General features: G+C 37.3%; 17 protein-coding genes and 1 tRNA gene. 5 read left to right on the forward strand and 13 right to left on the reverse strand.

Features of this window, described 5'->3' with window-relative positions:
- Positions 1-249: 249 nt before the first annotated feature.
- Positions 250-420: a photosystem II assembly protein Psb34 gene (gene psb34, locus ACIR131C_RS25725; RefSeq protein ID WP_035367945.1), complete on the reverse strand. Its 171-nt coding sequence runs from the start codon at positions 418-420 to the stop codon at positions 250-252.
- A gap of 453 nt (positions 421-873) precedes the next feature.
- Between psb34 and ACIR131C_RS23120 the strand changes: the two genes are divergently transcribed.
- Together ACIR131C_RS23120 and ACIR131C_RS0117205 are read left to right on the forward strand one after the other, a co-directional pair.
- On the forward strand, positions 874-1812 hold the full coding sequence (locus tag ACIR131C_RS23120; protein WP_051347603.1) for a Fic family protein: 939 nt from the start codon (positions 874-876) through the stop codon (positions 1810-1812).
- 317 nt (positions 1813-2129) lie between these two features.
- Positions 2130-2714, forward strand: coding sequence for a Uma2 family endonuclease (locus ACIR131C_RS0117205; protein ID WP_028091201.1), 585 nt, complete (start codon positions 2130-2132; stop codon positions 2712-2714).
- A 317-nt stretch (positions 2715-3031) separates the two neighbouring features.
- Here ACIR131C_RS0117205 and ACIR131C_RS0117210 read toward each other — a convergent pair.
- A tRNA-Val gene (locus ACIR131C_RS0117210) sits at positions 3032-3104 on the reverse strand.
- A 155-nt stretch (positions 3105-3259) separates the two neighbouring features.
- On the opposite strand from ACIR131C_RS0117210, the gene ACIR131C_RS0117215 reads away from it, so the two are divergent.
- Both ACIR131C_RS0117215 and mazG read left to right on the forward strand, forming a co-directional pair.
- Positions 3260-3844 carry a metal-binding protein gene (locus ACIR131C_RS0117215; RefSeq protein ID WP_028091202.1) on the forward strand — a complete coding sequence of 195 codons (585 nt, stop codon included), beginning with the start codon at positions 3260-3262 and terminating at the stop codon, positions 3842-3844.
- A gap of 4 nt (positions 3845-3848) precedes the next feature.
- Positions 3849-4676 (forward strand): nucleoside triphosphate pyrophosphohydrolase, encoded by an 828-nt coding sequence (mazG, locus tag ACIR131C_RS0117220; RefSeq protein WP_028091203.1) that lies wholly within the window; start codon positions 3849-3851, stop codon positions 4674-4676.
- A gap of 124 nt (positions 4677-4800) precedes the next feature.
- Here the strand turns inward: mazG and ACIR131C_RS0117225 are convergent, their stop codons facing one another.
- The 5 genes from ACIR131C_RS0117225 to ACIR131C_RS0117245 form a co-directional block, all read right to left on the reverse strand.
- Complete coding sequence (locus tag ACIR131C_RS0117225) at positions 4801-6294, reverse strand: Eco57I restriction-modification methylase domain-containing protein (protein WP_028091204.1); 1494 nt, start codon at positions 6292-6294, stop codon at positions 4801-4803.
- Between the two features lie 6 nt (positions 6295-6300).
- Positions 6301-7236: an AccI family restriction endonuclease gene (locus ACIR131C_RS0117230; protein ID WP_028091205.1), complete on the reverse strand. Its 936-nt coding sequence runs from the start codon at positions 7234-7236 to the stop codon at positions 6301-6303.
- A gap of 421 nt (positions 7237-7657) precedes the next feature.
- Complete coding sequence (locus ACIR131C_RS0117235; RefSeq protein WP_028091206.1) at positions 7658-9514, reverse strand: AAA family ATPase; 1857 nt, start codon at positions 9512-9514, stop codon at positions 7658-7660.
- A 185-nt stretch (positions 9515-9699) separates the two neighbouring features.
- Positions 9700-11574: an ArsA family ATPase gene (locus ACIR131C_RS0117240; protein ID WP_196811795.1), complete on the reverse strand. Its 1875-nt coding sequence runs from the start codon at positions 11572-11574 to the stop codon at positions 9700-9702.
- A 40-nt stretch (positions 11575-11614) separates the two neighbouring features.
- A complete protein-coding gene (locus ACIR131C_RS0117245; RefSeq protein ID WP_028091208.1) occupies positions 11615-12295 on the reverse strand; it encodes a GvpL/GvpF family gas vesicle protein in 681 nt (226 codons plus the stop codon).
- Positions 12296-12452: 157 nt separating this feature from the next.
- Between ACIR131C_RS0117245 and ACIR131C_RS0117250 the strand changes: the two genes are divergently transcribed.
- Positions 12453-12773, forward strand: a complete 321-nt coding sequence (locus tag ACIR131C_RS0117250; protein WP_028091209.1) for a hypothetical protein — start codon at positions 12453-12455, stop codon at positions 12771-12773.
- Positions 12774-12964: 191 nt separating this feature from the next.
- On the opposite strand, the gene ACIR131C_RS23125 is transcribed toward ACIR131C_RS0117250, so the two are convergent.
- The 6 genes from ACIR131C_RS23125 to gvpC form a co-directional block, all read right to left on the reverse strand.
- Positions 12965-13354, reverse strand: a complete 390-nt coding sequence (locus tag ACIR131C_RS23125) for a gas vesicle protein GvpG (protein ID WP_071604971.1) — start codon at positions 13352-13354, stop codon at positions 12965-12967.
- A gap of 11 nt (positions 13355-13365) precedes the next feature.
- Positions 13366-14124, reverse strand: a complete 759-nt coding sequence (gvpF, locus tag ACIR131C_RS0117260) for a gas vesicle protein GvpF (RefSeq protein ID WP_028091210.1) — start codon at positions 14122-14124, stop codon at positions 13366-13368.
- A gap of 46 nt (positions 14125-14170) precedes the next feature.
- Complete coding sequence (locus ACIR131C_RS0117265; protein WP_028091211.1) at positions 14171-14638, reverse strand: gas vesicle protein K; 468 nt, start codon at positions 14636-14638, stop codon at positions 14171-14173.
- Between the two features lie 123 nt (positions 14639-14761).
- Positions 14762-15499, reverse strand: coding sequence for a gas vesicle protein GvpJ (gene gvpJ, locus ACIR131C_RS26875; RefSeq protein ID WP_231395485.1), 738 nt, complete (start codon positions 15497-15499; stop codon positions 14762-14764).
- Between the two features lie 234 nt (positions 15500-15733).
- Positions 15734-16792 carry a gas vesicle protein GvpN gene (gvpN, locus tag ACIR131C_RS23135; RefSeq protein ID WP_051347604.1) on the reverse strand — a complete coding sequence of 353 codons (1059 nt, stop codon included), beginning with the start codon at positions 16790-16792 and terminating at the stop codon, positions 15734-15736.
- Between the two features lie 305 nt (positions 16793-17097).
- Positions 17098-17826, reverse strand: a complete 729-nt coding sequence (gvpC, locus tag ACIR131C_RS0117280; RefSeq protein ID WP_231395486.1) for a gas vesicle protein GvpC — start codon at positions 17824-17826, stop codon at positions 17098-17100.
- Positions 17827-18034 lie beyond the last annotated feature (208 nt).

Below are 18034 nucleotides of genomic sequence, written 5' to 3' on the forward strand. Positions count from 1 at the left end.
TATTCATGCTTACAAAGGAATAGGGCATATTCCTAAAAGTCTCACATCTAATTCTGATCCCAAAAAACGAATTTTGCTCGACCAATTACCGCGACTTATTCAAGGCTATGGTAAAACATTTGCCAGTTATCCCCGTTTAAGTGAGCAGTAAAGCAAGAAATGGCAATAAAAAACCCTGGCGAAACTGACCAGGGTTAATTAGGAGAAAATTTGAATGACGATTAGATACAAATACCGAAGCGGGAAATTTTAGCTAACCCCCAAGGTAATTAGAACTATAGAAGTTAAAAATAATATTGCTACTACACCTTGAAAGGCATAGGTTCTTTGTTGCGCTTTTGTAGGAAATTCTGCGTAGTAAAGTTTGGGTTCTTTGGCATAGTTGTTAAGAATGCCTTTTTCATCACTGGTGGTATACATAATGTTTTTTTTTGGGTTTGTTACTTTATGTAAACTAATATAACAATATCTTTACAAAGTGTCAATAGAACTTGACAAAAAAATAATTGATGCTAAAAGTAGGTGCTGCTTACCTGGAAGCGCCAGAAAAAATCTCGGTGACAGCAGCCATAAAAAAACCCACCTGCGCGGGTTTCCAGTGGAAACTTAGCAAAGGTGGTTGAAAATCAATGAAATTGAAAATTTAGCCACAAACTGTTTTAGCACTTTACAACTTGTTTGTGAACTGCTTGTGAATTTACCCATAACTTTGCCGTCAACAACACTATAACCCTCATTCTTGCGTCAGCTAATTTTGGATGAAATTGACAGCATTGTCCAAATTTTTTTGTCAGAATCAGGATGTCCAGGATTTAAGGATTTACAGGATGAAAGTAGAGATTTCATCACCAATTACCCATTACCCATTACCCTATGCTAGTATCTTCCTCTCAACTTTACGAGCAGTTTATTCAACAGGTAATTGGTTTAAGTCAAAAAAAAGATTTTTCCTTAACCGCTTTAATAAGTAAATATGTGAGTATGAATTATCAACTTAAATTAGAGCAAATAGACAAGCTAAAAGTTTGGCTGGATGACTTTAGACCCTTTGACACAACAATAATTGCGGAACTCAAAAAGCTGTATGATGTCCGCTTTACTTATAACTCTAATGCCATTGAAGGGAATACTTTAACTCAAAGTGAAACTGAGTTAGTGTTAACTAAAGGAATTACAATTGGGGGCAAGACTCTCGATGAACATTTAGAGGTGATTGGACATAAAGAGGCGATAGACTATATTGAGAGTTTAGCCCAAAAAGATACAGTAATTAATGAATGGGAAATTAAACAAATTCATAATCTGATTCTGAGGAAAATTAACCCTGATGAGGCGGGTTGTTATCGGACTCTGGATGTAATGGCAGCAGGAACAAATTATCTTTATCCTCCCCATTATTTACTGTCTCAATTAATGGCAGATTTTGTAAATTGGCTCAACTCCGATGCTACTTTAACCCTCCATCCTGTAGAATATGCAACAATGGCACATTATCGTTTTGTTTCTATCCATCCTTTTCGAGATGGAAATGGCAGAACGGCTAGATTATTAATGAATTTATTGTTAATTCGTGCAGGGTATCCCATTGTGGTGATTAATAATCAAATTCGCAATAATTATATTAATGCTTTGGCTTATGGACAACAAAATCAAGATGATTTAGGTCAGCTTTTTGATTTGGTTTCTGATTCTGCTATCAGTTCGTTAGTGGAAACTTTAAGGTTATTAGTAACTGCAAGTAGCAGTAGGGAAAAGGGGCAAGTTTTTTATCAGGAAATTACTGATTTTATTGATAATTATTTGAGGAAATAGGGAATATAGGTTTCTTCAGTTTTAAAACCATTTTACCTAAAGGAGAGCGAATGTTATTTTTGTTGATTATCTCTTAACTAAAAGTAGTTCCATTAGATTCTATGACAGTATTGCAATGGGGTCTTTAGTAGAGAAAAAAAGAGTACATTACCGTAATTGATCCCAAAATCGAAACCCTTACCTGCCAAATCGGCCAAACCGAAAAATTCAAAAAAGGCTTACTCCAAAAACTGTTTGTGTAGATTGTTAAAATTAAATCAACTAACCCAGATCCAAACTGACCCCAAGCAACTGCAAACCGTAGGAGATAACGAACCATGATCGCAGCCAAAGACAACGCCCCTCACCTCACTCCAGAAGAATATTTCACCTGGGAAGAACAGCAACTAGAAAAACACGAACTGATCGACGGTCAAGTTTACGCCATGACTGGCGGTAGCGTTAATCATAGCCGCATTGCAATTCGATTTGCGACTATGGTTGATACCCATTTAGACGCTAGTAGTTGCATAATAGGTAACTCTGACCTGAGAGTTAATATTCTTGGCACAAATAACTACACCTATCCCGATATTAGCGTCACCTGCGATGATCGTGATAAAACCACAACCCAATATATTACCTACCCCTGCTTAATCATTGAAGTTCTCTCAAAAACTACCGAAGCCTACGACAGAGGCGGCAAATTCAGAATGTATCAAAATAACCCAGTCTTGAAAGATTACCTGTTGGTTAGTTCCACCGCGATGGAAATAGATTTGTATCACAAAAATGATGCAGGACAATGGATGATTATTAACTATGGAGAAGGTGACACCATTGAACTAAAAAGCATCAATCTCAGCTTCCCCATTCAACAAATCTATCGCGGTTTAAATCTTGAACCAGAGAATGGGAAATAATAAAAGCATTACCTAACTAGGGCTTGCTGAATAAACACCGTGACAAATCAATGACTTGAGGAGGATAGAAGATGAATAGGTGCAAGAAAAAGAGTTAAAACGCGTAAAAACCCTTGCATAAAATTCTACTAAGATATATAGAAAAGCGCAAAAATAAGAAACAGCAGCCATAAAAAAACCCACCTGCGCGGGTTTCCAGTAGAAAGTTAGCAAAGGTGGGTGAAAATCAATGAAATTGAAAATTTAGCTACAAAACGTTTTAGCAGTTCACAAACAAGTTGTAAACTGCTATCAAAACGGGATTGTGTTTTTATAAATGGGCAGTACCAGACTCGAACTGATGACATCCTGCTTGTAAGGCAGGCGCTCTACCAACTGAGCTAACCGCCCGTTTCTCTCACTCAATTAATATAGCATAGCCTTTGAAAATTTTGCAAGTCTTTTGAGAAAATTTTTTTTGGAGATTGGGAAAGGCTGATGTGAACGGGATTGAGCTATACTAATTCAGGGTTTTACTGTTAATTTGATATTTTTAATTTTCTAAGATGCCCTCTGGTCAAACGCACGATCGCATTACTATCTGGTCTATGCCTGTTGTAGCGGGTATAACATTGATTTCCACTCACAGCAGTAATATGACTTTGTTAGTGGCGGGTGGGTTTATGTTTGGGGGGCTGATGTTTGGTCCCGATTTGGATATTTACTCCCGTCAATTTCAGCGTTGGGGTGTTCTGCGGTGGATTTGGCTACCTTATCAAAAAAGTCTGCGCCATCGGTCTTTTTTATCTCACGGTCCGATTATTGGTACAACATTAAGAGTGGTGTATCTGACGACTTTTTTGGCATTGGTGGCCATTGTGCTGGTGATGATTTTCACCAAGTTGGGAAATGTGGCTTGGAACTGGGGGGAAGTGTGGGGAACTGTGGGGAAGACCATCTATATATATTATGGAGAATTTTTTGCCCTATTTCTCGGTTGCGAACTCGGTGCAATGAGCCATTCCTGTAGTGATTGGACTGTTTCCGGTTATAAACGCTTTCAAAAACAGGGTATTCAAGGTTTACTCCCTCGTGGCAAAATTAAGAAACGTAAAGTTAGCCCCAGTCGTCGCAGTGTCAAAAAGCGGTAAAAATATGGAAGTTAATCAGACTTTAGCGGCATTACAAGAGTTAATAAATGTAGTTGCGAAATTGCGATTCCTACGGAGCGCTTCGCTATCGCCTCAAGGTTGTCCCTGGGACTTGGCACAAACCCCATCAAGTCTAACTCCCTATGTAATTGAAGAGGCTTATGAGGTAGTAGACGCGATTCAAACTGGGGATAAACAGGCTATTGCTGAAGAATTAGGTGATTTATTATTACAAGTAGTATTACAGGCACAAATTGCCAGTGAAGCGGGTGATTTTTCTTTGCAAGAAGTAGCTGAGGGTATTTCTCAAAAGTTAATCCGTCGTCATCCTCATGTATTTGCCGATGTGACTGTAGCAAGTATAGAAGAGGTACACCAAAATTGGGAAATGATTAAAGCAGCAGAAAAAGGAGAAACTGTAGAAGAGCAAAAACTCAGTCATAAATTAAATCGTTATCGTCGTAGCCTTCCCCCCTTAAATGCGGCCATGAAGATATCTGAAAAAGCTGCTAAAGTTGGTTTTGAGTGGAATAATATAGATGAAGTTTGGGGCAAATTTCATGAAGAGTTGGGGGAATTTCAACAGGCTTTAGCTGAAGAAACCAAAGCAAGACAAGAATCCGAATTAGGTGATTTACTATTTGCCATTATTCAAGTTGCCAGATGGCATAAACTTGATCCTAGTGCGGGTTTACAAGGGACAAGTCAGCGATTTATTCAACGATTGCAAAAAATGGAAGATGTAATTGAACGTCCGTTGACAGATTATAGTTTAGAAGAATTAGATGCCCTGTGGCAACAGGCTAAAGCCCAACTTGGTCATAATCAGTAAAATCTGCCAGTAAATCTTGATAAATTGTGTTAAACTTTTGGATTTTTTGATAGTCTGATGGCAGTAAATGTAATCAGTAATCATAATTTAGCTATGACAATTAGATTGTCATAGAGTTCAACTATCAAAATAGTTCCAGTTGCTGAGTTTTGCTTTCAGATTTTTGTCGGTTTAAATTATATTTGTCTACTATATGTTCTGGTATGGAAACTTTATCAAGGTTACGAGGCTCAACTTTGATTGCTCCAGAACCATAGCTTTTACCTACCAGTCTGAGATTTTCAATGGTCTCAGGCTCATTTAAAGCCTGACACAGATTAGTAATATATAATTCATCAGAATAAATAGGATAAATGCACAAAAAACTTGTTAATGGCACAACACCAGCCTCATTTTTAATAAATCTAGAATTTCGTCTACCAAGATAAGCAAATAATATCGGTGGCACTTCTCTATATTCTATTCTATACCAATATTTACGTTGTTTCAGCAAAGGACGGTTAGGAAGACCTAATTTTTCACCTTTTTTAAGATAGTTAGTAACTGGTTCGGGAATATTATTCTCACTATTTATCGAAAGTAAAATTGTTGGCCGATTATTTTCTTGTAATTTTTTGATATCTTCAATCGTTAGTTTATCTCCTATTACATCTTTTGTCCGGCCAATTGCAAGTTTAAGAAATTCTTGGGGAATTGCCAATTCTTTTACCTGCTGTATTGTTAGAAAAAAGAAGTCATTTGCTCCTGTAGCAATACCTCGGATTACTTTTGCAAAGTCATTGAGGTGATATTTAACATCACAATTATTTTGTTTTGGTCTTGATAAACCTGTTGCTAATGCTTCTGTTAAATCTCGATTATTAATTTCCAGGGTGATATAATTTGTATCTTGAAAATCAGATTTAACATAGTTAAAAAGTTCGTCATTAGCTTCATTTGCCTTTATCCATTTAATTGTCTGGATAGGTTCAGATTTCTTGATAAAAAAGATAATCGCATTGGTATCAACCTTTGGGAAAGGTGTTGCATTTTCATGAAATGTAACAACGCATTCAAGACAATAATTTTTAGTAATCCATTGCCAAAGTTTTTGGGCAAAAATTCCTTCACAAGTATCAGCAGGCATAATAAAAGTTAGTCTTCCATTTTTATTAAGTAAATTTAACGCTTGGACAAAAAAGTAAATATGATAACCTGCTCTACCATCAATTGTAAAACCTGTAACACTTATAAAAAGCTCTCTGAGAAATTGTTTCATCTTTTCATCAATGCGGTGATGTCTAATGTAAGGTGGATTAGCTATGATTGCGTTAAACTTTTTCTGTGGAGGATTTTTGATGAAATCACGTAATTCTACAAAGCAATTATTTTTTTGATAAATTTCATCTTTTAAAATATATTCGTCTATATCAATTCCATAATAATTAATAGAGGGATTTATTTGTAATAAGGCATTTAAAAAAGCTCCTTTACCAGCAGCAGGATCAAAAATCAAATTTGTGTCTTGTGCTATATACGCAACCATTGCTTTTGTCACCCATTCTGGTGTCCAGAATTGACCTTTATTACGTAATTTTTCCCTTTCTTGCCAATTATTAGGTAGTTTTTGATGAATCATAATTTATTAAAGGTTATTGAGAATTTTTAAAGCATCTTGGTTAATCTGAAGTGAGCCTCCTACAAATTTGACATAAGGCAAAATATGTCCATTTTTATCTTCAATATAATCAGGTATTAAAGTGGGTTGTTCTGTAGAAATTCCCAGAGGATAAGCATAATGGTAATAAAATTTATAAATAGCTTTTTTCGTTGTTGCTCCACCCGGAGCTTGAAAAGTTTGAATTGTTGGCTCAATTAAACCTTCTTTTACAAGGTATTCAGCATGATCAAGAGATAACCCGTAAGCTTTATCAAAGAAAACGTGCCAGATGTGGATAGGAATATTATTTTCTATTTGCCATCTATTTAAGGGAATCCGGTCTTCTTCTTTGATGATGACTGTTGGTAAAACAGCACTTTTGGAAAATCCAATTTTACCTCCAAGTCTTTTTTGAGGTTTCATTTCTTTTTTATAATCTGGCATTTTTTCGGCAACCCAAAGTGAATTTTCACATTCAACTGCTATAAGTGATTTCCTAATCAGAGGTTGCAGTTCATTTTCAACTATAAAAGGCAATTCTGTACTGCCACCAATATCTTTTAAGAAACCATCAACATAGGATTTTTCTTCTATCTTAAAAATCAATAAATCAGGACGTTTTATCTTCCCAAGTCCAGCAGATTCCAGTCTTTCAAAATAAAGTTCAAATGCTCTTACGTCATTTGTAGGGGCTGTTCCACTTGGTCCATAAGGAATTGCATAAAACTGATTAGTTTGATTAATAGCATCAGTTAAGCGTTTTTCACTCCAAACACCCTGAGACCAGCGCATTAAAAAATCACTGCCCCTTAAACGTCTTGGGTTTAACCAAAAATCAGCCCAGTTAATTTCATTTATATATTTTAATTCAAGTTCAATTTTCTCTTTCGATACTGATAAAACTTTTTCAAACGGGTGCATTAATTATACCTGCAAACAAAAAACCATATCTATTGGATTTTACACTAAATCTTTATTCATCAAAAATTTTATCAGATTAAAATATTATAAGGCTCTTCGTTACTTATTATGCTAACCTAAACCATAAGTTTTTAAAACCCTTACCATATAAGGATGGTAGGTCAATCCATCCCTTGGTTCGACACAAATAGGACTTATGCACAAGTCACGGAATAACGAACCCAAACGCCGACGCAGAGGAAACAGAGAAATAAGGTTTTGAGGAATATTTTGCGTAAGTCCTAATCAACTCATAACAATTGTATCCAGTTGTAGCGAGGCTAAAAACAATTACCAGTAGTATGGCCATTGCACTTACTTTTCTATGCTTTGTGACCCCCGGACAAATTCCTTGCAGCCAGGGGTAACAGCGAAAATCTAACTAAGCATGACGTTGACTGACTAAAACCTGATGAGAATATTCAAAATCATCATTAGTAATTCTGATATCAGCAGGATCTGTCTGTCCTTGCGCTCGGAAACGGCGAATAGCTTCCACAGCAGCTTGATTACACAGCAATACTAAATCAGCGCCATTCCAACCTTCTGTGACTTCAGACCAATATGTTAAATTCACATCTAACAATGGTCGTCCCTCAGTATAGACCTGCAAAATATCTAAACGACTAGCTAAATCAGGCAAATCTACTTTAAGTTGTAAATCTAACCTACCTGCCCGTAATAACGCTGAATCCAGAGCATCAGGACGGTTTGTAGCCCCAATAACCAGAATACTTGCACCCGCCTCTACACCATCCAATTCGGTTAATAATTGCCCTACTACCCGGTTACTCACGCCAGAATCACCGCTGTAACTTCCCCTTGCCGGAGCTAAGGTATCAATTTCATCAATGAATATCACACAGGGTTCTGCTTGTCGAGCCTTAGCAAATAATTCCCGTACCGCTTGTTCACTCGCACCCACCCAACGGGTCAATAATTCCGGTCCATTGACACCAATAAAATTAGCTCTGGCCTGGGAAGCCACAGCCTTAGCTAATAAAGTTTTACCAGTTCCCGGAGGACCCCATAGTAAAATCCCCTTGGGAGCAATAGCCTTAGTTTGTAGGTAAAGTTCTGGATAAAGTAGCGCCCCTTCTACAGATTCTCGCAGGGTTTGCTTAATATTCTCTAAACCACCAATATCATCCCAAGCAACTTGGGGAACTTCCACCTCTACACTGCGAAGTACAGCCGGTTTGATTTCCTTTAGTCCCTGTAAAAAATCAGTTTGAGTAACCGTCATGTTTTCTGGAGCTTGCACCTCTATAGAAGGAACTTGACGACGGAGGGCGCTATAAGCCGCCTTTTGACAAACGGCCTTCAAATCAGCCCCCACAAATCCCACCGCCCGTTCGGCGATAAAATCGAGGTCAACGGTGTTATCCAAAGGCATAGAACGGGTGAGAATTTGCAGAATTTCTTTACGGCCGTTGATATCGGGAATGCGAAACTGGACTTCCCTATCAAATCGTCCTGGTCTTCGCAGGGCTGGGTCAAGGTGGTCAGGGCGGTTAGTAGCCGCCAGAACAATCACCCCTGGGCTATGGGAAAAACCATCCATTAAGCCTAATAATTGGGCAACGAGGCGCTTTTCAACTTCCCCTTCTACCGCACTGCGGTCTGGGGCGAGGCTATCAATTTCATCAATAAAAATAATACAGGGCGCATTTTTGGCGGCTTTTTCAAAAATACCGCGCAATTTTTGTTCCGCTTCGCCATAATATTTACTGATGACCTCAGGACCAACAATAGCAATGTAGTTAACGCCCAGTTCTTCAGCCAAAGCCCGGGCTGTGAGAGTTTTACCTGTCCCTGGAGGACCAACTAATAATACCCCATGGGTGGGTTCTAATCCCAATTTAGCTAGTAAGTCAGGGCGTTTTAAAGGAATAGCAACCAGTTCTTTGAGTTCTTTAAGAATTTCGCTCAGTCCACCGATATCTTTAAGAGCAATACCTGAAGTAGGATCGGGAGGAACAACTACATCGGCCGGACCTGCACTAGAAGCCGGAGGTGATTGGGTATTCATGCGACTTGTACCCACATCATTACCCATACTGCCCATATTACCCCCCATATTACTGCTACGGGGGATATTTCCTGTTCTGGGAATACTGCTTAATGGACGGGAGTTAAACTGGACATTGGTTTTGATTTCTCCATTTTCTGCTTTCTCTTCGAGAGTTTTTACCAGTTCTAATAACTGCTCAAACCCCTTGAATAAATTTTCACTCATCACATTCCTCCAAAAATTGACTTTTAAAAGACCATTTTTTCTTAACTATATTATCCACTTAAAGAATTACGCAAAATATCTTTCCCTAAACCCTCTTTTTTTCTTTTTCTAAGTGCCTATGCCCTCAGCACCCTGTGTGAACGTGGTTCATTAATTATTCCACGACTTATGGGTAAGTCTTAGACTTAAAATAAAAGATTGGCGGCTGCTTTAATTCTGGCAATGGGTTCGACAGATCTGGGTAAGTTAGGTAAGCGAATAATTGTTTGCTGGGGAAACAAACTGCCCTCAATTTCTACATCTTGAGCGTAGCGGTTCTGTACCACATAACGCTGTTGAATTCCTCTAGTTTTGAGAGATTCTGTTAAGCGGATGTGTTCAGCTATAATTGCTGCTTCTGCCTGAATGACACCCACAAATTGGGTGTGCTTTGGATTTTTTAATTTCTTTTGAGCTTCAACAACTTGTTGGCGCAGACCTCGCAATCGCCCAATGAAATCAACTCGACCCAAAACATCCTGATATTTCATCCACAGCTTAAATATCCAAGATAACCAATCTCCTAATGCAGTTGGCATTGACAAAAATTGCAGAAGATGACCTGTGGGTGCTGTATCTAGAATAATCAAATCTTGCTCGTTGCTGTCTAATAAATCCATAATGGTGATTAGGGATAGCATCTCATCAATACCTGGTAAAGCTTGAGACATAATTTGCCGCCAAGCTTCTGGAAGATAGGCAATATTTATTGTTGAGTCTGCTTCTGTTCCTTCACCACTAATCATATCCGCCAATTCCCAAAGGTAATCTGCACGAAATTGATCTAATATTTTCTCAGCATTAATTTCCTGTCCAGTTAAATTAGGAGCTAATAATTTTGGTTCATGTTCTAATTTTTCACCAAAAGCATCTCCCAAGGAATGAGCAGGATCTATAGAAATGACGCGAATTTTTTTGTTAGGGTAACGATTAGCCAGCGCCCAGGCCATGGCTGCTGACACTGTAGTTTTACCAACTCCTCCTTTGCCACCAACAACAATCAATTGACAGCCTTCGGCTACAAAGTCAGCAAAGCTAGGTGTAATTTTAGTCGGCCATTGAATTGGTGGTGGAGCAGCGAGTTCCACATGATCAATATATTGAATTTCTGCTGCTAGATTATCTAATGCTAACCCTCCTAATGGTGCGAATTGCTGTTGTGGTACTGTAAAAACAGGTTTATTTTGAGAAATTTTTAAGAATTTATTGATAAAGTTTTGCTGTTCGGCATAGCGATCTGGCTCTATAGATGAATCACTGACAATTCGATTTATTACCATTCCTCCATAGGGAACATTTAGTTTTTTTAAACTGGCGATAAATCGCTCAGTTTCGGCAAAACACATAGGTTCAGAGACAGCAACAACTATACAACCTGTGAATTGATCATCTTGTAGCAGTCGTCTACCTTCTGCTAATTGAAATTTCAGATCAGCTAAAAAGTCATCAACTTCATCGAGAGTATAACGTCCGGTTAAAGTTTCTGTGATCACCTGATGCTTTTTTTGGAATAACTCTAATGAGTTTAAAATCACATCTAAAAAGTCTTCCAATCGCAACAGGTTTAATGTATGACCAGAAGGGGCCATATCCACTACTATGCGGTCTACTTTTTTTTCAGATAGTAGACGTTGGATTTCTAGTAATCCCATTAATTCGTTTAAACCAGGCCAGTCCAAATCCCAAACTGGGGCTAAATCTTGTCCGTCTGCTAGACTTCCTCGCTCAACCAGTAGTTCTAAAAATTTGCTATATTTGGCCTTAAATTCTAATAGTAGTTTTTCAGCATCTAAGGACTGAACACTTAAATTAGGCAAATCTGGTAATGGTGAAGCATAATCTTTAACTTCTGTCAGTAACACATCTCCTAAAGAATGTGCCGGGTCTGTAGAAAGTAACAAAATTGTTTCTTCTGGGAACTGTTTGGCCCAATAACGAGCAAAAGTGCAAGAAGTGGTAGTTTTGCCAACTCCACCCTTACCACTAAACATGATTAAATGAAATGAGTCGTACTGGTTCATATTAAACTTAATAAATTACGAGAATACTAATAAATAATCATTAAATAAAGTGGTAGGGTGGAAGCGGCTCTCCCAACAGTAAATCCCAACGTGGACAGGCTTTTTGCCAATTTAAGAATTGTTCTAAAAGTAAAGTTTTATCTTCAGACTTAACTAACAGGTAAATATTTACTTCTTCTTCTTTTTCCTGAATAACAAATGGTAATTGATTTACTTTACTAATTGAATCAATCAGATTTTGTTTTTCTGCGGCTTGAGCAATTCTAAAGTTATTCTGGTCTTGATAGCGTTGTTTTTTGGCTAGAAAATAATCTCTACCTCCTCTTTCCAGAGGTGCTGGTTCTTCCATGGTCTGCGGAATTAATTTTAAAGTAAATTCAATTTTACCATTAATTTTTTCTAGTTTCTCTTGATATTCTTGTCTATGGAGTTCTAGATAATTTAGTAAGTTGTTTGTGGAAGTAAAACAAGTTCCAAAACGCAAGGGTAAAACTGTAACCTGTTGAAAAAGTTCACAAATCACTCGATCATGAGATAAAGCCATTTGGATAATTTTTTCATCATTATTTTGAAATGATTCCAAGGATATTCCTGGCTCGACAATAGCCGACATTCCCGAACCATTAATCAGTATTACTTGACTAGCAGCACCTTGTGGTAAAACCAGGGGAAATCTGGGTATTTCTAAAAAAGCATAAGTGTAGAAATTTTCTAATTTCATGTATTTTACCTAGATAAAAATATTTGCTGGTATTAATTACCTAAGATTCATATTCATTGCCATACCGAATAAACTTTTTCATCTATACCTGGATAATTTAGGGATTTACAATAACAAAAACTTAGTTATAATGCTAGGAAATATTCAGGTATTTTTCATGAGAAATGTTCGCAATCCCAGTATTATCAGAGCTAAAGTTAGTACGATGCCCAAAAATCAATCTGATGCTTCAAGTCAATTAGAGCTTTATAAAATGGTGACGGAAAAGCAACGTATTCAGAGAGAACTATGTTACATCAAGGAGCGGACTACTGTACTGCAACAGCGTTTGGATGTCCTTAATAGCCAGATAGAGGATACGGAGAAAACAATTAAAAAATTGCGTCAACCTCAGTCTAGTCCTGCTAGTCAAAACATAGTCAGTCCGAACTCCTTTGTCGAATCGAATAATTACCAAACTTTTGAGATTGAATACTAAGATCCGAAGTCTTGATGTATTTGGCAAAATATGAACATATCTTCCAGATTTTACCCGCTAATGCGGGTTTTTTTATGATCACCTTAAACGTTACTTGAATATTTTACTAGTTATAGTATAATTCGCAATTCGTAATTACCGTATCTTGAGATGGTTAAATCCGGCAGAGGGGAATAAATATTTCCCGTTACCTATAGTTTAACAAGATGCCTATATGTGTCAATTTTTGGTGTAAGTTGAGGTTGATTTTCCAGTTCCTCTTGTTCAGCTTCTAGTTCCAAACGTGCTTGCTCTTGTTCAGCTTCTAGTTCCAAACGTGCCTCCTCTTGTTCAGCTTCTAGTTCCAAGCGTGCTTCCTCTTCCAAAGCTTGAATTTTTAAAAGAATCTCTTCTTCTTGAATTTCAAACTCCTCTTCAGAAATTTCGCCAATGTCGAAAGAAAGTTGTAAACTTAATAATTGTTTATGCAAATTTTCTTGAGCATCAAATTCAGTATTAGTCCGTTCTTGGATTTGCTCTGCAATCCAGACAACTCCATTAAGTGGACCCATAATTGGTAATAGTAAAAGTTGAGTCAGCATCGTAATAACTCCTATGAATCAAGCAAGGCAAATGTATAAGGGGCAGTAAAATTATTGTAGCGAATACGTAAGCGATTCCCAAATTTTTGATCAATTGATTCAACGCGTTCGCTAAAGAGAGGTTCGCTATCCCAGGGAATCAAAAAGGCTGCATTATAAATCATTTCTTCCGTCATTGGTTCACTAACTACAATTTCTTGAGCTAAAGGATTTAGCTCTCTGGTGAAGACTTCAATTACAGCTTGTTTGCGGGCTTGCAAATTACTTTCAATTAATTGTCCTATTTGAATAACTTCCTCCATACTTAGCTTTTTACCTTCCATGTTGTCGCGCTGCTGCCTCAAATCATGATTAGACTCCATCATGGCTTGCAATTCAGCCTTAGCATCCCAGAGAATTTTAATGCTTACCTCTCTTTGTCCTGCCAATTTTTCAAACAATTTATGTAATTGTTCTTTATGAGGATTAATTAGTTGGCTCATGATTGTTTCCCAATCTTTAACAACTAATCCAAACCGCAAAGGCAAAAGAACATGAAAACCTTCATGCATTGTTTGTTCTAAAACTCTTTCATGAGCTAACAAGTTACGGCGAGAAGCCAAATATTTTTCTTGACAGGCCTGTGAATATAAAAAAGTAAACCCATCAACTACTTGGCTATGAACAGATTTTCCATCCAATCCTTTAATCTCAAGAGTTTCAGGAATTGTGTCTGGGAAAATGCCATACAAATAAAGACCAAAATTTTTATGAGCCAAATCTGTGTTCATAAGTTTTAAATAAATTAAACCCAAAATTAGAACTGATAAACTGGTATTAAATTGGTTTTGATGTCAGAACTAATCGTAATTTAGCGTGAATAAGATCAAGTTGAGCTAGACCTAGATCTATCTCACCGTCTAGAACAACTCCCGTATTTAAAAGCCGATCTAATAATTCCAGTACGGAAGGACGACTACCAGTTTCTCCTGGATAATAAGAGCCAGATTGTGGTAAAAGAGTACCAAAATCCCCCAAATTTATATTCAACTCTGCTGGGTCAACTTCAAAAGTCTCACACAAATGTAATATTTGTTCTTCTAACTTTTGAATACTGTCTGCTGCCCGTTCTAATTCAGATTCACTGAGTAAATTATCTTCCATACGCCGAATTACTTGAGCTTCCATCAACTGACGTAGCAATTCTAATACAGTCAAAAGCAAAGGGGCTAAACCGGCTTCATTCTTAGATTTAGAAACGGTAGTCAGTGACTCATCGAAGTTATCAGCTGGAGTGGAAAGCATTTTGATGATGCAACCTAAAGTTTTAAATGTCTTTGATACAAGTTGACTATTAAAGTTTTAAAAGTGTCAGATGTGATTAATTTAGATGTGGATAACTCATAACTCCTACATTTTAAGTTGAGGTTAAAGGTCAATCGTTGGTTCTATCGCTGAAGTTTCTTCACTAGTTTCCGGTTGAAAATCTGTAATTTCTATGGTTGGGTTTAAAGATAATGGAGTTTCTTGATTACTTTCAACTTGGATATCTATCGGTGAAGTTTCTTCACTAGTTTCTGATTGGAAATCTGTAATTTCTATGGTTGGGTTTGAAGATGATGGAGTTTCTTGATTCTCTTCAACTTGGAAATCCACAATTTCCACTTGTGTATCTACAGGTGATGAATCTTCTTGACTAGTTTGAGATTGAAAATCTAGAACTTCAATCGGTGCATCTAAAGGTGATAGATTATCTTCTTTCTCTTGATAAAAATCATCGTTAGTGTCTGTTGGTAGGGGAATTTCCTCTTTGACACTACTAGAAGATGTTAGCAAATTTAGTTTGGATTCTAGAGTTTCTAAACGATTCCGAAGTTGTTCATTTTCTGCAACCAAACCTTGAGCCTTAGCGCTCAGATAAGGATCGTTTTCCCACCAATTGATGCCCATTTCCTTGGCTTTATCCACGGAGGAAATCAACAAGCGAATCCGAATATTTATAAGTTCGGTGGACGCGATAGATATAGAAATATCTCCAGCAATTACAATCCCTTTATCTAAAACCCTTTCGAGAATGTCCGCTAAAGTCGAACCTTGGGTAGATGTATTAATAGTTCGACTTGAGTTTGTTTGATGACGTGTAGGCAGTGTTGGGTTAGAATTCACAAATGATTAAACTCTTGAATGGTATAAACACGATTGACTTTGCAAGCTAAAAATTTTTATGCAAAGAACATAGAGCTTTTACGCTCATGTCGCGCTCTATGTTTAAGGCTTTTTGAATTCCCGTTCATCCTTCACTTTTTTGCTTAACCAGGTAGTTGCAAACTTAATTTTTACAAGGAACAGGACTTACACAAGATATGAGTGAAAACCCTATTCTTGCATAAGGTTAACACCCTAATTTTGTTCTGTTTTGCGTAACTCCTGGGGAATATCAGTTGCCAATTCTGTATTTGGCTGAGTAACTAATTCTTGGGTTATAAACTGGGAATTGTTAATCAAAAGTTCATCGGTAGGGAAATGGGTGTCATTCAGTACCTTGATTTCTTCGGCTGAGAATTGCTCAAGTAACCCCATGAAAATATCAGTGGATTCGCTAATAGACAACTGAGCGCGGTTAAAAAGAATGTCTATAGCAATTTCTCGGAAATCTAAGTCTTCTGTGGAAGCAGGAATATCATGATCCGCACAGATTTTAGCAATCATTAAACAAGACCGCAAACCGGAAGTTTTTTCTGCCCCGGTGGCTAAACGGAATGATTTAACTAATCTAACTATTAGGTTAGCAGATTCTCGGCCTATGTTTGTTTTCTGAATTAATATTTCTGTTTGAGTGATCTCATCTGGCTCAGGCATATTAATGGTAACCAATCTATCCATTAAAGCATCCTGAGTCGAGTGAACTCCGCAATATTCTTCTGGATTTGATGTAAAAATTACCCGAAATTGGGGATTAACACTCAGGTACTCTGGTTGGTTACTGCTGGGAGGAAGACTGAGAATTTTTTCTTCTAATGCTGATAGTAGAACGTTATTAACTTCAGGACGTGAACGGTTAAACTCATCATATACTAAGGTAAAACCTTCACGACAAGCTAAAGTTAATCTAGAATCAACCCAATTTTGCTTAAATTCATCCTCGACCTTAACAACGCTGTGTATATAGTTATCGAGTAGTTTTTTATGGGTGTAACCGGATTCACTACCAATTAAATCGGAACTTTTAAATTGGTCATCTCCAAACAGTAACATCACTGGTCTGTCAAGACAGTTAGCCAAGTGCATACCCAAAGTTGTTTTTCCTGTCCCTGCAGGTCCGCGGAGATGAATAGGAAACCCTGATCTGAGATAACGCAGCGCCCGAATGACTACTCGCTCAATAGCAGGTGTAACTACAAACTGACCTGGACGAAGTCTAAGAACGGCTCTTTTATGATTAACCTTGGTGATGCTCATAAGTTGAATATGGTAAACAGTTAAGAGAAAATTAAGATTGCTAGAAAAAAGAATGATATAATGCTTTTTTAAAATTTACGCGCTAATATCATATCATTGGTTTCGTGAGATAGGATGTCCGTATTAATGCTAACTAATTGTTTTACCTGACAAAACAACGTATAAATATAGACTACCTAACTTGAAGCCAAAACTTGTTGTTGTTGAATTTTATTAATCACCCCTTGATCTTACTAGTTTTCTAACCGTAAGATTAGGGGTTTTGTTATGTAATCCTATTCTCAGAGAATTATTGAGAGTATAGATTAACCAAATATACTTACAAACAAATCCTGACGGAACTTAAGCAGAGATTCCTTCTGTTCTTTAGCTTGAGCAAATCTGGCCTTAGTTGTTTCTGACAAGAACTGCTCAGTTGTTGCTTGAAGTTCTTTGTGGAATTCTAGCAATTCTTGAGCTTGTTTTTGAGCTTGAGCAAATCTGGCTTTAGTTGTTTCTGATAAGAACTGCTCGGTTGTTGCTTGCAGTTCTTGATAGAATGCTAACAATTCTTGAGCTTGTTTTTGAGCTTGAGCAAATCTGGCTTTAGCTGTCTCTGATAAGAACTGCTCAGTTGTTGCTTGCAGTTCTTTGTGGAATGCTAGCAATTCTTGAGCTTGTTTTTGAGCTTGAGCAAATCTGGCTTTAGTTGTTTCTGATAAGAACTGCTCAGTTGTTGCTTGCAGTTCTTGATAGAATGCTAACAATTCTTGAGCTTGTTTTTGAGCTTGAGCAAATCTAGCTTTAGCTGTGTCTGATAAGAACTGCTCAGTTGTTGCTTGCAGTTCTTTGTGGAATGCTAGCAATTCTTGAGCTTGTTTTTGAGCTTGAGCTTGTCTTTGTGCTGTGGTAGCGGACAAGAACTCGTTAGTTTCCAGAGCTAGTCTAGCAACTTCTCCAGCTATTGACTGATGCTCTTGTCGGATTCTGGCCATTAAAGAAATCATGAAATTCTCCAGAAAATAAAATAGTAAACTGGCATCAAATACATTCACTGGCAATTTTTTCAGTGAATATATTTTAAGGATTCATACTTCTTTGTAATATCCTTTGAGAAATTTTGATTTCCAAATCTATAGATAATTAAAAAAAGCAGAATCAATATCAGAATTAAACATCAATTTAATTCTGAATATTCGCTATTAAAATTAAGCAGGTACTGCGGCAGATTGGGTTAAACCAACTGCTTCAGCATATTTCAAG

It is taken from the genome of Dolichospermum circinale AWQC131C, from assembly GCF_000426905.1.
In the GTDB taxonomy this organism is placed as follows: Bacteria; Cyanobacteriota; Cyanobacteriia; order Cyanobacteriales; family Nostocaceae; genus Dolichospermum; species Dolichospermum circinale.